This is a genomic window from Streptomyces sp. NBC_01465 (genome assembly GCF_036227325.1).
In the GTDB taxonomy this organism is placed as follows: domain Bacteria; phylum Actinomycetota; class Actinomycetes; order Streptomycetales; family Streptomycetaceae; genus Streptomyces.
In genome coordinates this window covers 7,840,643-7,854,847 of sequence record NZ_CP109467.1, presented here as the reverse complement: position 1 = coordinate 7,854,847, position 14,205 = coordinate 7,840,643, and the positions used below count along the sequence as shown (strand labels likewise).

Here is a 14,205-nt window from a genome sequence, read left to right as displayed (position 1 = left end):
CGTCCGCCGTGTCACCAGGTGTTGTTCGGATTGACCTTCATACAGGCCGTCTCGTCCGATGCGTTGACCGCGGCGGCCTCGGTGAGCGTCTGTTTCGTGTCGCTGCTGCTGGTCTTCGGGTACGTGGTGCCGGTGGTCCAGTCGGCGCCGACGACCAGCGTGATCCCCTGGGCGGACGACGACTTCTTCACCGCGCTCGCGGGCAGCCCGAGCGAGCCGGCGACGGCCTGGGCGTTGCCCTTCTGGTCGTCCGACGGGTAGCTGACCGTCGTACCCGACCGGGAGACCAGGGAGTCGTCGACCTCGGTCTTCGCGTAGCCGAGCGAGGTCAGTTTGCCTGCGACCTGGGCTGCCCGTCCGCTGACCGGACTCTGGGTGTCGGTGGAGGTGCCGTTCTGCACGGTGACGGCGATGTCGGCCTTCGGTGCAGCACTCGCGGACGGCGCGGGGGTCGCCGTGCCGCTCTTCTTTCCGTCCACCGACTGGTCGTTGCGCAACATGGTGAACAGCTGCGTCGCCGCCGCGGTCGGCACCACATGGGCCGTCGGGTTCTCGGGATCGGCGCCCCACGGCATGGTCGTCATCGTGATGCCGGAGGTCGGCACCTTCTTCAGGTCCGCCGCCAGGTCGTACAGCTTCTTGACCGAGCCGAGCCCGTTGTCGACGGTGAGCGCCTTGGTCGCCGCCTCGGCGAGGTCCATGAGCTTTCCGGGGTCGGTGAGGCTGGTGCCCGCCTTGAGGCGGCGCACCATCGAGTTCATGTAGAGGTGCTGGGCGTGGGTGCGGCCGATGTCGCTGCCGTCCTCGAAGCCGTGGCGGGTACGGAGCCACTGCAGCGCCTGCTCGCCCTTGATGGTGTGCGTGCCCTTGGTGAGCTTCAGGCCCGACAGCTTGTCGGAGACGTTGCTCTTCACACAGACCGGTACGCCGCCGACGGCATCGGCCATCGACACCACTCCCGAGAAGTCGATCATCATGAAGTGGTCGACGGATATCCCGGTGAGCTTCTCCCAGGTGGCCACGGTGCAGCCGGGACCGCCGTGCTGGAGGCTGGTGTTGATGGTCTGGGTGCTGGTCGCGGGGTAGACCGTGCCGTCGGTGCCGGTGCACTTCGGGATGGTCACGCGGGTGTCGCGCGGCACGCTCACCACGGTCATGTTCTTCCGGTCGGCCGAGACGTGCAGCAGCATCTGTACGTCGGCGAGCGGCTTGCGGGTCGCGTCGCCCTTCGCCCCGCCCAGCTTCTGGTTCTCCTTCGAGGCGCGGCTGTCGGAGCCGAGGAGGAGGATGTTGAGCGGGGTCTGTCCTGCCGCGTTGGCCTTGGTCTTCTCGGCCTTGGTGGCGGAGAGGTTGAGGGTGTCCTTCTTCAGGTTGCTGTTCAGGTGCGCGTAGTACGCCCAGCCCGCTCCGGCCGCGCCGACGACGCACAGCGACGTACCGGTGGCGATCCAGCGCCCGACGTGCCGCTTGCGCTTCTTGCGCCGGCCGCCCTTCGTCCGTTTCGTCCGCGATTCACCGCTCGGCCGCATCGGCCCTCCCGCTTCTCACTGCCTGTCCGCGGGGAAGTCTTGGTCACTTCCCTGTCGATGGGCTGTGAAAACGGACTGCGGTTGCGGTGTCAGCGTTCGTCGAAGACCAGGTCCTCCGGCGGGTGGAGCATCCGTACGGTCTGGTCGGTGATCTCGACGACCGTCGACAGCCCGGTGAACTGCCCCTTGGAGATGATGAGTACGCGGTCGGCGCGCTGTTCCAGGAAGGCGCCGAACCCGGCGAGCGACGGGTCGCCGTCGCCGAGCGCCAGGTAGTCGGCGAGGCGGCGGAAGAGTTTCGGGAGCAGTACGACGCTCTCCGTGAGGGATGCGAGTCCGTCGATCTTCGCGCCGGTAGTCGTGGTGTCGACGGGCCACACGCCCTTCGCAGTGGTCCTGGCCTCCTGCACGGCGGTGGTCAGCGCCGCGCGCAGCCCGACGTAGAGCTTGGTGTAGTACGTCGGGTAGGCGAGCCCCTCGGCGACCTGGCTGTGGTTCGCGGTCTGCCGCAGGAGTGCGGTGTCGACGTGCAGCGGCTCTCCGTCCGGTCCGGGCGCCGAGCCTCGGCCCACGAGGGCGACGCAGCGGCCGTACATGTCCGCGCCGCGGGTCAGGATGAAGCCGGGAGCCTGTGCGGGCTCCGCCGCGGTGATCGTGCCGCGGCCGTCACGGGCGACGGCGGTGAAGCCGAGCCATGCGATCAGGGCGTCCGCGGCGCGCCCGGCGTACGGGGGCGGCTGGTGCAGTTCATGGCCGTGCGCCGGTATGTAGTGCGTCTCCAGGGCGTCGATCGCGTCCAGCCGCAGCTGCGCACCGCCGGCCTTGTTCCGCTGCACCTTGTGGGGTCCGGGCACCAGGTCCCAGTGGCTGGGGTCGGTGGGGTAGAAGCGGACGGAGTCGCCGTCCGGCCGGGCACCGATCACCCGGTACGTGCCCTCGATCACGAGCATCGGCATGACGGCCTCCGTCAGTTGATGTGCGCTGCTGGTGTGCCCTGCCCACCAGGGCTTTCCAGCATCCTCGGCACGGGCCGCCACGAGAACCCGGCGGCAACAGATCCTTCTGCGGTGCACTGCTACGCGGCGCCCGGCCGATGCGCGGCGGCCGGCTGAGCCGCGCCGGGGCCGAACTTGCTGCGGGCGCGGTCGGTGGCCGCCTCGATGAGGCGGGCCTTCTCGTCGTCCGGGTCGAAGAGCAGTTGGCGTGAGGCCAGTTCGGCGGTGATCAGGTTCTCCGCCCGCAGGGAGAAGACGCGGACCCTGGCGCGCTGCAGGGCGAGCTGGTCGTGGAACGCGTAGGCGAGCGCCGTCAGGGACGGTGTGTGGGCGGTGGGTTCGCGCAGCTTCCGGGTGCGGGTCGTCGTCGACCGGTCCGCGTAACGGACGGTGAGGGTGAGGGCCTGGGCGGCCTGGGCCTCGGTCCGCAGCTGCAGGCCGAGGCGGTCGGTGAGCGCGAGCAGGGCGGCGCGCTGGCGGCCCGGGTCCAACTCGTCCTGCTCGAAGCGGTGTTCGGCGCTCATCGAGCGGGGCGGGGCCGCGGGGATCACCGGCGTCGGATCGAGGCCGCGGGCCGCGTCGTACAGCCGGCGGCCCGCGGTGACGCCCAGGATGCGCTGGAGCGTGCCGAGCGGCGCGGAGGCGATCCGGCTGACGCTGTCCAGACCGTACGAGGAGAGCGTGCGGGAGGTCGCCGGGCCCACGCCGTGCAGGGCGGCGGCGGGCTTGTCCGCGAGGAAGGCGGCGACGGCGTCGAGGTCGTCGGGCAGGGTACGGACGGCCGAGGGCGGCCCGTCGGCGGCGACCATGCGCGCGAGCAGCGGGTTGGCGGCGACACCGACCGTGGAGTGGAGCCCGTACAACCCCCCGGTGCGCGCCCGGATGCGCTGGGCCAGCCCGGCGGCGTCCGTGCCGAAGTAACGCAGACTGCCGGAGACGTCGGCCAGCGCGGCGTCGGGCGGCAGCGCCTGCACGAGGGGGGTGTACTCGGCCAGCAGGCCGAGGAGATGACGGTAGAGCCGCTCGTCGAGCAGGTCGTGGAAGTGGATGTAGAGGATGTTCATCCCGCACTCCCCGGGATGCGGGACGAACAGGCCGGGTAGCGTGTGGCGCGTGGAGTGCTTTGCTTCCCGGCGTACTCGCCGCTGAGGACAGGCCCGCCGCCGCGACGCGGCGTGAGCGGGCCAGAGGCGTCCGTTTCCTCCTTCGGTTCCGAGAGGCACACTCCATGATCGTTCGCGCATTCGTCCCCGCCGACCTGACGCAGCTGATCGAGCTGACCGTCGAGACGTTCCGTCCGTCCTTCGAGGAGTCCTTCCGCCCGCTGATGGGCGAAGTCGTCTTCGGCATCCAGCACGGCAACTGGCGCGACGACTACCGCCGCGAAGTCCCCGAACTGCACGATCCGGGGCAGCACAAGTACGTGGCGGTCGCCGAGTCCAACGGCCGGATCACCGGGTACGTCGGGTGGCGCGTCGAGCCGGCACGCGCGTACGGCAGCATCACCCTGCTCGCCGTCGCGGCGGATCACCGCAGGGGTCGCGCGGGGGCCGCGCTGTGCGAGCACGCCTTCGGGGAGATGCGCGGGCTCGGCGCGAGGATGGTCGAGATCGGGACCGGTGGCGATGCCTTCCATGCCCCGGCACGAGCCCTGTACGAGAGTCTCGGGTGCGTGAAAGTCCCGACGGCGGTCTACTTCCGGGAGCTCTGAGAGGTGGGTCATCCCGCGCTCCCCGGGCTCTGGTGCCACAGCTTACGGCCCTGTTTGACGGACTCGCCGGGCGGCTGCAGGTCCGCCCAGGGGTGCAGTGCGTAACCGGTCTCCAGCGTGATGCTTCGGCTGTCCGGGGCGGTCCTGGCCGGGGGCGGGCCGTTCTCGGTGAGGCGGTCCGTCACCGCCGACAGGCCGCCCTCGCGGCGCAGTTCGGCCAGTTCGGTGAGGTCCCAGGCCGCTGAGCCCGTCACCGACAGGGCCTTGCCGCTGCCCTCGCCGCGGCGCTGCACCACTCCGCGGACCAGCAGCAGCCAGGAGTGGAAGACCGTGTGCGCGCTGGCGTCGTGGCTGTCCTCGAAGAACGCGCAGTCCACCAGACCCGTCGTGTCGTCGAGCGTCGTGAAGATGACGCGCTTGCCGGAGCGGACCGGCGGGGTCTGGACCGCGCCCTTCGCTCCGGCGACGAGCACCACCTGCCCGTGCGGCAGGTCCTTCAGCCGCTTCGCGGTGATCACGCCGAGCTCGTCCAGCAACTCCCGCTGGTCGTCCATCAGATGGCGCGAGGTGTCCATGCCGAGCACCCCGAGCTCGGCGCCGAGCCGTTCGGGTCCGTCCAGGTCCGGCAGGTGCGCGGGGGCCACCTCGCTCCGGGTTCCGTCGCTCTCGCCGAGCGTCAACTGTCCGCCGGATGCGCTGCGTTGGCCGCGGTGCAGTTCGGCCAGGTGCAGCAGCAGGTCGCGGCGGTTGCGGCCGAAGGTGTCCAGCGCGCCGACCTGGGCGAGGCGTTCGGCGACCGGACGGGAGGGGCGGGCCCGGGAGACGAAGTCCTGGAGCGTGGCGTACGGCCGTCCCGCGACGATCCGTTCCGCCTCGCTCCCGCTCATTCCGCGTACGTCGCACAGGGCCAGCCGGACCCCGTGCAGAGGCCGGCCACCCCCCACATCAGACACCAGTTCGATTTTATAGGCGGAGTCCGACGCATTCACATCCAGCGCAAGGATCGGTACGCCCCACCTCCGCGCGTCCGACAGCAGCAGCCGTTTCGGGTACATCCCCGGGTCATGGGTGAGCAGCCCGGCGTAGAAGGCCGCCGGGTGGTGCGCCTTCAGCCAGGCCGACTGGTACGAGGGCACGGCGAAGGCGACGGCGTGCGCCTTGCAGAAGCCGTACGCCCCGAACGCCTCGATGATCTCCCACGTCCGCCCGACGACCTCCTCCTCGTATCCCCGCTTCCGCGCCTCCTCCCTGAACCACGCCCGCACCCGCCCGATCTGGTCGCCGCGCGACAGCGCCCGCCGCGTGTAGTCGCCGAAGGCGAGGCTGCAGCCGGTCATCACATGCAGGATCTGGATGATCTGCTCGTGGAAGACCACCACCCCGTGCGTGTCGCGCAGCGCGTCCTCCAGGTCCTTGTGCGGATAGTCGGGCGCCTGCCGTCCGTGCCGGGCCTTGATGAACGGCTCGACCATGTTGGCCGCGACCGGCCCCGGCCGGAACAGCGAGATGTCGACGACGAGGTCGTGGAAGGTCTCGGGCTGCAGCCGGGCGATGAGGTCGCGCTGGCCCGGCGACTCGGTCTGGAAGCAGCCCAACGTCTGCGAGGACTTGATGAGTTGGTACGTCTTCGGGTCGTCGGGCGGCACCTGCGCGGCGTCGTCCAGGTCGATACGGCGCCCGGTGGCCCGTTCGATCTCGGTGACGGCGTGCGCCATCGCGGACTGCATCCGCACCCCCAGCACGTCGAGCTTGAGCAGCCCGAGGTCCTCCACGTCCTCCTTGTCGAACTGGGACATGGGGAAACCCTCGCCGCTGGTCGGCACGGTGGGGGTACGGCGCAGCAGCGTCGTGTCGGAGAGCAGGACACCGCACGGGTGCATGGCGATGCCGCGCGGGAGGGCGTCCAGGGCCTCGACGAGGTCCCACAGCTGCGGGTCGTACGCCTCGGGGTCGATGCCCCGCAGTTCCGGCAGCTCCCGCAGGGCTGCGCGGGCGTCGCGGGCCCGGATGTGCGGGAACGACTTCGCGAGCCGGTCGACCTCGGCCGGGTCGAGGCCGAGCGCGAGGCCGGTGTCGCGCACCGCGTGCCGTACGCGATAGGTCTCGGGCATGGACACGGTGGCCACCCGCTCCGGGCCGAAGCGGTCGATGATCGCCCGGTAGACCTCCAGGCGGCGCGCGGACTCCACGTCGATGTCGATGTCGGGCAGCTCCGCGCGCCGGCCGGAGAGGAAGCGCTCCATGAGCAGGCCGTGTTCGACCGGGTCGGCGGTGGCGATGCCCAGGAGGTGGTTGACCAGGGAGCCGGCGCCGGAGCCGCGGGCGGCGACCCGGATGCCGAGTTCGCGGGTGTCGTCGACGACCTGCGCGATGGTGAGGAAGTACGAGGCGTACCCCTCGCCCTCGATGAGGCGCAGTTCGTCTTCGAGGCGGTCCCAGTGGCGGCGGGACCGGTCGTAGCGGCGCAGCAGCATGGCGGCGGTGCACTTCGAACGCAGGACGCGCTCGGGGGTGCGCCGGTGGGCGCCGACGAGTTCCGGCTCGGGGAAGTGGACGCGGCCGAGCCCCAGGTCGTCGTCGGGGTCGACGCGGCAGGCGGCCGCGGTCTCCTCGGTGACTTCGAGCAGCCGGCGGGCGGTGTTCGCGCGGTAGCCGGCGGCCTCGGCCACCTGCTCGGCGATACGGGCCATGTCCGCGGCGGGCTTCAGCCACCGCTCGCCGCTGTCGCGTACGCCGCGCGGGTCGATCGGGACCAGTCGGCGCGCGGAGTCCAGGACGTCGGCGACCGGGCCCTGGCCTTCGTCGGCGTAGCGTACGGCGTTGCTCAGTACGGGGGTGATGCCCTGCTCGGCGGCGAAGCCGAGGGCGCGGGCCGCCAGGCGCAGCGAGCCGAAGCCGGTGCCGGTGCGGCCGTGGGAGACGACCTCGATGCGCAGCGCCGCGTCCCCGTACCGTTCGCGCCAGGGTGCGAGCAGCCGGGCGGCGCGGTCGGGGCGCCCGGCCGCGAGCGCGCGGCCGACGTCGGAGGAGGGGCCGAGCAGCACGGTGAGGTGGTCCCCGCCGAGGGCGTCCCACGGCAGCAGGGGCCGCTTGCCGCCGGCCGTGTCCAGGTGTGCGGCGCTCACGAGCCGGCACAGTTCGGCCCAGCCGCGGGCCCCGTCGCGGGCGAGGAAGACCACGCGCTGCGCCGACTCGTCGACGAAGGCGCCGCCGCGGGCCGGGGTGCGCCGCCGCTCCGTGCGTCCGGCCGCTTCGGGGGGCGCCTGCAGCGCGAGGTCCACTCCGAACAGGGGTCGGATGCCGGCGCGGCTCGCGGCCTTGGCGAAGCGGACCGCGCCGCCGAGGGTGTCCCGGTCGGTCAGGGCGAGGGCGTCCATCCCCCGTGCGACCGCCCGCTCCGCGAGCTGCCCGGGATGCGAGGCGCCGTACCGCAGGGAGAACCCTGAGACGGCATGCAGATGCGTAAATCCGCGCATCCCAACCACCTCGCCACTTACGGCCCCCTGCCTGTCCCTTGCCACTCCCGTCTCTCCGGGACGGTGACACCACCATAGACGGTTTCGAACATGTATGCGATTCGAACGGAACGCCGTTTCCCCCGGTCACAGGGCGTCGGGTGGGCAATCACACACCCGCCGCCGGATCTCGGTACGTCGTACCCATGGACCCTTCTCGCGAACTGGTGCATTCTCCGCCCACCCGCAAGGCGTGACGTGCACCGAATTGAACTTGGAGGCCTCCTCATGGAGTTCGGACTCTTCCTCAATGGATTCATTCCCGGCAGGGCGGCGCACGACCGCCCCTCCGAACACCTCGCCCTGAAGCGGGAGATGGACCTCGCCATCAAGGCGGACAAGCACAACTGGAAGTACGTGTGGTTCGGCGAGCACCACTCGCTGACCGAGTACAGCCATATGTCGGCGCCCGAGGTCGTGATGGGCTACGTCGCCGCGAAGACCGAGCGGATCCACCTCGGCACCGGCATCAACAGCCTCTCGCCGCGCAAGGAGCACCCGGTCCGCTACGCCGAGCGCGCCGCGATGCTGGACCACATCACCGAGGGCCGCTTCGAATGGGGCACGGGGCGGGGCGCGGGCAGCCACGAGGTCGCCTCGTTCAACATCATGGACACCGCTTCGACCAAGGCCGAGTGGGACGAGGTGGCGCCCGAGATCGTGCGCATGTGGGAGCAGTACGACTACTCCTTCCACGGCGAGCACTTCACGGTGCCGACCCCGCACAACATCCTGCCGAAGCCGTACGGGCACTCGCACCCGCCGATCTGGATGGCGTGCGGCAACCCGTCGTCGTTCGCGAAGGCCGGGTCGCTGGGCATCGGGGCGATCGCCTTCAACTTCGAGCCGATCTTCGAGCTCAAGGGGCGGATCGACGCGTACAAGGAGGCGGCCGCGAACCCGGTCCAGATCCTCGGCGACTACCAGAACAACAACGTCATGATGACCAACACGGTCATCTGCCTCAACGACCGCAAGCGCGCACGCGAGATAGCCATGCACGCGGGCCTCGGCTACCTGGTCACGCTGGTGAACCTGTACCACGACACCATGCCCAAATCGATGGACGAGAGGACGTGGCCGACGCCGCCGATCGCCTTCAGCGAGCTGGGCGGGGAAGAGATCCTCGACGAGATCATCAAGGCGGGGCTGCTGCTGTGCGGCACGCCCGACGAGGTCAGCGAGCAGGTCGCCGCGTACCAGACCGTCGGCTGCGACCAGCTGGTCTTCGGCATGACCGGCGGCATGACCTTCGACGAGCACCTGGAGATGATCGAGCTGTTCGGCGACAAGGTCGTCCCCCAGTTCGACACGAACCCGGAGCACTCGACGGCGATCTACCGGCGGGGCGCGCAGGGGCCCAAGTACCCCTCGCACAACAACCCCGTCCCCGCGGACCTCAAGCACACCGTGCTGCCGCCGAGCGCGATCCTGCCGCTGGAGGACTGACCCCGCACCACACCACCTACGGGCAGTGCGCGACCGGTCTGCGGATCAGTTGCGCGCTGCCCGTACGCCGTCCAGGGCGATGCCCACGACACGGTCGCGCTGCTCCGTGGTGGGGAAGACGGTGGCGGCGATGCCGGAGATCATCCGGAGCAGGTCGTCGAAGTCCACGTCCCTACGGGCCTCGCCGGACTCCTGCGCGCGGCGGAGCAGCGGGGCGCCCGCGGCCATCATCGAGACGCGGCAGGAGACGAAAATGCCGGACTCGCCGTTGAGGCCCTCGCGGACGGCCCGCTTGGTGACGGTGTACTCGACGAAGCGGTCGATCCACGTGGTGAGGGCTTCCCACGCGGGCCTGTCGGCGAGTTCGTCGGCGAGGACGCAGAGCGCGTCGACCTCCTCGGCGTAGACCGTCTCGAAGAGGTGCCTGCGGGTGGGGAAGTTCCGGTAGAGGGTGCCGATCCCCACGCCGGCGCGGCGGGCGATGTCCTCCAGGGAGGCGTCCGCCCCCTGTTCCGCGAAGGCCTCGCGCGCGGCCGCCAGGAGGGCGTCGAAGTTGCGCCGGGCATCCGCGCGGCGCGGGCGCTGGGCCGCCACGAACTCCTCGACAGAAGCCCTGTCCTTGACTGCTTCTTCTCCCACTGCATCCTCCCTCGGGGATCCGGGGTTGAACCGGAGGCATGCCTCCGCTAAGGTGGAGGTATGCCTCCACTTTAACAGTCGAGCCATCTCCGCGTACCGGCCCGTACGGCCGGACCCACCACTTCCGCACCTCCCTGTTGCCCGGCCTGCGGCGTTCCCGCACGGCCCGGCGACGGATCCGTACTGCCTCAAAGCCCTCAAAAGGCCTCACAGAGCTGACAGAGAGTCCTGAAATGAACCGGAACTCCAACCGCCTCACCTTCGCGGTCCTCGCGACCGGTGCGGGCGTGTTCTCGATGATGCAGTCGCTGATAGCGCCCGCCCTGCCCACCGTCCAGCAGGCGCTGGGCACTTCGCAGGCCACCGTCACCTGGGTGATGACCGCCTATCTGCTCTCCGCGTCGATCTTCACCCCGATCCTCGGCAGGGTCGGCGACCTCATCGGCAAGAAGCGCACCCTGGTCGGCGCGCTGTTCGCACTCATCGTGGGATGCGTACTGGCCGCCCTGGCCCCCAACATCGCCACACTGATCGTCGCCCGCGCGATCCAGGGCATCGGCGGGGCCCTGTTCCCGCTGTCGTTCGGGATCATCCGCGACGAATTCCCCGCCTCCCGGGTCAGCCCCAGCATCAGCAACCTCTCGGCCGTCATCGCGGCCGGCGGCGGCTTCGGCATGGTGCTCGCCGGTCCTGTCGTCGGGGCGCTCGACTACCGGTGGCTCTTCTGGCTGCCGACGGCGGTCGTCGCCGTGACCGCGCTGCTCGCACTGCGGTACGTCCCCGAGTCCCCGAGCCGTTCCGCCGGAAAGGTCAACTGGCTTGCGGCCGTGCTGCTTTCGGGCTGGCTGGTCGCGCTGCTGCTGCCCATCAGCCAGGCCACCGTCTGGGGCTGGGCCTCCACCAAGGTGATCGGCCTGCTCGTCGTGGCCGTCGTGCTCTTCGCCCTGTGGGCGCTGGCCGAGGCCCGGTCCGCGAGCCCGCTCATCGATCTGCGCATCATGCGGCTGCCCGCCGTCTGGACGACCAACACCGCCGCGCTCCTCTTCGGCGCCGGGATGTACGCGGTCTGGTCCTTCCTCCCCGCCTTCGCCCAGACGCCCACGGTCGCGGGCTACGGCTTCGGGGCGACCGTGACCGGCGCCGGGCTGCTGATGCTGCCGATGCTGGTGGCCATGTTCCTCTCGGGCATCGTCAGCGGGCGCCTCGAGCCGGTCTTCGGCGCCAAGCCGCTGCTGGCACTCGGCGCCGCGCTGGGCACCGTGTCCTGCACGATGCTCGCCCTCTGGCACGGACAGCAGTGGCAAGTCGCCCTCGCCGCAGGTGTGTTCGGCCTCGGCATCGGGCTCGCCTTCGCCTCCATGGCCAACCTCATCGTGCAGAGCGTCCCCGCCGCGCAGACCGGCGCCGCCACCGGCATGAACGCCAACATCCGCACCATCGGCGGTTCGCTCGGCGCGGCCGTGATGAGCTCCATGGTCACCGGGCACGTCCAGGCGTCCGGGCTGCCGTACGCCTCCGGCTACACCCACGGCTTCACCCTGCTGGCCGTGCTCTGCCTGGCCGCCACCGGAGCGGCACTCCTCGTCCCCGCCGTGAAGCGCGGGCAGCGGAGCCAGGGCGCCGTCGCGGCGGGCCGTCCCGCAGCGGCGAGCGACGAGCAGCGGCTGGAGTCGGCCCGCGGCTGACCCGCGTACGGCATGGTGAAGGATCGGACACGCCAGGCCGCCCGACCCTGAAGGAGTACGACGCATGCCTCCACTCTTCCCCGCCCTCACCGCGGGCTCGGCCGACCAGGCGCTGGCCTTCGGCGACCGGTCGCTCAGCCACGCCGAACTGGCGTCAGCGGCAGGGGCGTTGGCCGCCCGGCTCCACGGAGCCGGGCGGGTGGCCGTCTGGGCCACGCCCACCCTGGAGACCGCGGTGGGCGTGGTCGCCGCGCTGCTGGCCGGAGTGCCCGCCGTACCGCTCAACCCGAAGGTCGGCGGGCGCGAGCTGGAGCACATCCTGACCGACAGCGCGCCGTCGCTGGTGCTCGCGGCGCCCGGCGACGAACTGCCGTCGGCACTGCGCGCGTTGACCCGTCTGGACGTCGACGTACGCCCGCCCGCCGAACCCCTGGCGCTCCCCGACGAGCCGTCGCCCGAATCCCCGGCCCTGGTCGTCTACACCTCCGGGACCACGGGCCCGCCCAAGGGCGCCGTCCTGCCGCGCCGGGCGATCGCCGTCACCCTGGACGCGCTGGCCGACGCCTGGCAGTGGACCGGCGACGACGTACTGGTCCACGCCCTGCCCCTCTTCCATGTGCACGGGCTGATCCTGGGCATCCTCGGCCCGCTGCGCAGGGGCGGCACCGTGCACCATCTGGGCCGCTTCGAGACGGCCGCGGTCGCCCGCGAACTGGCCGCCCACGGAACGATGTTCTTCGGCGTCCCCACCATGTACCACCGCATCGCCGAGGCCCTCCCCGACGACCCGGCACTCGCCAAGGCCCTCGCCGGCGCACGGCTCCTGGTCTCCGGGTCGGCCGCCCTGCCGGTCCACGACCACGAGCGCATCGCCGCCGCGACGGGACGGCGGGTCGTCGAGCGGTACGGGATGACCGAGACCCTGATGAACACGAGCGTCCGCGCGGACGGCGACCCCCGGCCGGGCACGGTCGGGGTGCCGCTGCCCGGGGTCGAGCTGCGGCTGGTCGAGGAGTCGGGTGAGGAGATCACCGCGTACGACGGCGAGAGCATCGGCGAGATCCAGGTACGCGGCCCGAACCTCTTCACCGCGTACCTGAACCGCCCGGACGCCACCGCCGAGGCCTTCGACGGCGACTGGTTCCGTACGGGCGACATGGCGACCCGGGACCCGGACGGCTATGTCAGGATCGTCGGCCGGAAGGCCACCGACCTCATCAAGAGCGGCGGCTACAAGATCGGCGCGGGCGAGATCGAGAACGCCCTCCTCGACCATCCGGCGGTGCGCGAGGCGGCGGTCACCGGGGAACCGGACGCGGACCTGGGCGAGCGGATCGTCGCCTGGATCGTGCCCGCCGACGCCCAACAGCCGCCCACAGCAGAGGAGTTGGCGACTCATGTCGCCCAGCAGCTGGCCCCGCACAAGCGCCCCCGCGAGGTGCGGCTCCTCGACGCGCTGCCCCGCAACGACATGGGCAAGATCATGAAGCGCTCCCTGAAGAGCTGAGACCCGGCCTGGTGCGGCGGTGGCCCGGGCGGCCGCCGCACGAGGCGCGCACGACCAGCTTCGGCCGCAACTGCACCTGGTGCACCGGGGACGCGTCGCCGTCCGCGAGCCGGCTCAGCAGGATCTGCGCGGCGAGGCGGCCCATGTGGAACTTGGGCGGCGCCACGGCGGTCAGCGGGATCTCCGCGACGTCCGCGAACTCATTGTCGTAGCTGACCAGCGCCAGGTCCTGCGGTACGCGCAGACCCGCCCGGCGCGCGGCGGACTGCAGCAGGGTCGCCTCCCGGTCGCCGAAGCAGAGTGCGCCCGTGACGGCGCCGTCGAGGAGGGTGCGGACCGCGTCGTCGGCCCGGTCCGCGTCCCAGCCCTCCATCGGCTCCCGTACGTACACGGGCCGGGGCAGCCCCAACTCCTGGGCCGCGCAGGCGAATCCGTCGGCGATGAGCGCGGCGGGCGGGCCGTCCGAGCGCAGCACGAGCGCCTGCCGCTCGTGGCCCAGGGCGTGCAGATGGCGTACGGCGTCGTAGGCGCCGCCCGCGTGGTCCGTGCAGACGTGCTCGGTGGGATCGCCCGGCCCCGCCGCCGTCAGCCGCCGCTCCACCAGCACGACCGGCACCGGCAGCTCCATCAACTGCCGGGTGCGCAGCGCCGGATCGTCCGCCGTGTGCAGTCCGGGCACCAGCAGCAGCCCGTCGGCGCCGGCCGACTGGAGCTCGGCGATGGCGGTCTCCTCCACGGCGCGGTCGTAGTACGAACAGGCCAGCACCAGCCGCGCCCCGGCCCCCGCGAGTTCCTTCTCGATGCCCTGCAGAACCCGCGGGTAGTAGAGCGCGGTGTCCGGTACGAGGACGCCCACGACCCGGCGCCCGGCCGGCTCAGGAGGGCCGCCGCGCGCGGCGAAGGTGCCCGCGCCCTGGCGCCGCTCCACCAGCCCCTCGGTGACGAGTTCCTCGTACGCCCGGCGGACCGTGGTCAGGGAGAGACCCGTCTCGGCGGCGAGCGCGCGCTCGGTGGGCAGTTTGCTGCCGGGCGGCCAGGTGCCGTCGTGGATGCCGCGCCGCAGATCGGCGGTGAGTCTGCGGAACTTCAGCTCCGGTGCGGTCACGGTCCCCCCAGATGATCCGGCCGGGCGGTCCGCCCGTGAGCGCATCATGCCGGACCGGCGGGTGCGCTTT

At 71.4% G+C, this 14,205-nt stretch carries 10 protein-coding genes; 4 read left to right on the top strand and 6 right to left on the bottom strand.

The features are described from left to right. Positions 1-11 precede the first annotated feature (11 nt). The 3 genes from OG707_RS36515 to OG707_RS36505 all read right to left on the bottom strand — a co-directional run bounded on the left by OG707_RS36515 (position 12) and on the right by OG707_RS36505 (position 3,588). On the bottom strand, positions 12-1,529 hold the full coding sequence (locus OG707_RS36515) for an LCP family protein (RefSeq protein ID WP_329126122.1): 1,518 nt from the start codon (positions 1,527-1,529) through the stop codon (positions 12-14). A gap of 89 nt (positions 1,530-1,618) precedes the next feature. Further along, complete coding sequence (locus OG707_RS36510) at positions 1,619-2,485, bottom strand: nuclease (protein ID WP_329126120.1); 867 nt, start codon at positions 2,483-2,485, stop codon at positions 1,619-1,621. A gap of 119 nt (positions 2,486-2,604) precedes the next feature. Beyond that, entirely contained in the window at positions 2,605-3,588 is a 984-nt protein-coding gene (locus OG707_RS36505; RefSeq protein ID WP_329126118.1) for a DNA polymerase Y family protein, read from the bottom strand. A 164-nt stretch (positions 3,589-3,752) separates the two neighbouring features. On the opposite strand from OG707_RS36505, the gene OG707_RS36500 reads away from it, so the two are divergent. Beyond that, positions 3,753-4,235 carry a GNAT family N-acetyltransferase gene (locus OG707_RS36500; RefSeq protein ID WP_329126116.1) on the top strand — a complete coding sequence of 161 codons (483 nt, stop codon included), beginning with the start codon at positions 3,753-3,755 and terminating at the stop codon, positions 4,233-4,235. An 8-nt stretch (positions 4,236-4,243) separates the two neighbouring features. On the opposite strand, the gene OG707_RS36495 is transcribed toward OG707_RS36500, so the two are convergent. After that, positions 4,244-7,711 (bottom strand): DNA polymerase III subunit alpha, encoded by a 3,468-nt coding sequence (locus tag OG707_RS36495; protein WP_329126114.1) that lies wholly within the window; start codon positions 7,709-7,711, stop codon positions 4,244-4,246. 267 nt (positions 7,712-7,978) lie between these two features. Between OG707_RS36495 and OG707_RS36490 the strand changes: the two genes are divergently transcribed. Beyond that, complete coding sequence (locus tag OG707_RS36490; RefSeq protein WP_329126113.1) at positions 7,979-9,199, top strand: LLM class flavin-dependent oxidoreductase; 1,221 nt, start codon at positions 7,979-7,981, stop codon at positions 9,197-9,199. A gap of 45 nt (positions 9,200-9,244) precedes the next feature. On the opposite strand, the gene OG707_RS36485 is transcribed toward OG707_RS36490, so the two are convergent. Then, entirely contained in the window at positions 9,245-9,838 is a 594-nt protein-coding gene (locus tag OG707_RS36485) for a TetR/AcrR family transcriptional regulator (protein WP_329126112.1), read from the bottom strand. Positions 9,839-10,071: 233 nt separating this feature from the next. Between OG707_RS36485 and OG707_RS36480 the strand changes: the two genes are divergently transcribed. Both OG707_RS36480 and OG707_RS36475 read left to right on the top strand, forming a co-directional pair. Then, the gene (locus tag OG707_RS36480; RefSeq protein ID WP_329126110.1) at positions 10,072-11,523 is read left to right on the top strand and encodes an MFS transporter; all 1,452 of its coding nucleotides are present in this window, start codon (positions 10,072-10,074) and stop codon (positions 11,521-11,523) included. A 64-nt stretch (positions 11,524-11,587) separates the two neighbouring features. After that, positions 11,588-13,030: an acyl-CoA synthetase gene (locus OG707_RS36475; RefSeq protein ID WP_329126108.1), complete on the top strand. Its 1,443-nt coding sequence runs from the start codon at positions 11,588-11,590 to the stop codon at positions 13,028-13,030. On the opposite strand, the gene OG707_RS36470 is transcribed toward OG707_RS36475, so the two are convergent. Next, the gene (locus tag OG707_RS36470; RefSeq protein ID WP_329126106.1) at positions 13,005-14,135 is read right to left on the bottom strand and encodes a GntR family transcriptional regulator; all 1,131 of its coding nucleotides are present in this window, start codon (positions 14,133-14,135) and stop codon (positions 13,005-13,007) included. The two genes, OG707_RS36475 and OG707_RS36470, sit on opposite strands and share 26 nt — an antisense overlap. Between the last annotated feature and the right edge of the window lie 70 nt (positions 14,136-14,205).

Excerpts from the sequence above, each read along its gene's own strand:
- OG707_RS36515 (WP_329126122.1), bottom strand. The coding sequence starts at position 1,529 with ATGCGGCCGAGCGGTGAATCGCGGACGAAACGGACGAAGGGCGGCCGG.
- OG707_RS36510 (WP_329126120.1), bottom strand. The coding sequence starts at position 2,485 with ATGCCGATGCTCGTGATCGAGGGCACGTACCGGGTGATCGGTGCCCGG.
- OG707_RS36505 (WP_329126118.1), bottom strand. The coding sequence starts at position 3,588 with ATGAACATCCTCTACATCCACTTCCACGACCTGCTCGACGAGCGGCTC.
- OG707_RS36500 (WP_329126116.1), top strand. The coding sequence starts at position 3,753 with ATGATCGTTCGCGCATTCGTCCCCGCCGACCTGACGCAGCTGATCGAG.
- OG707_RS36495 (WP_329126114.1), bottom strand. The coding sequence starts at position 7,711 with ATGCGCGGATTTACGCATCTGCATGCCGTCTCAGGGTTCTCCCTGCGG.
- OG707_RS36490 (WP_329126113.1), top strand. The coding sequence starts at position 7,979 with ATGGAGTTCGGACTCTTCCTCAATGGATTCATTCCCGGCAGGGCGGCG.
- OG707_RS36480 (WP_329126110.1), top strand. The coding sequence starts at position 10,072 with ATGAACCGGAACTCCAACCGCCTCACCTTCGCGGTCCTCGCGACCGGT.
- OG707_RS36475 (WP_329126108.1), top strand. The coding sequence starts at position 11,588 with ATGCCTCCACTCTTCCCCGCCCTCACCGCGGGCTCGGCCGACCAGGCG.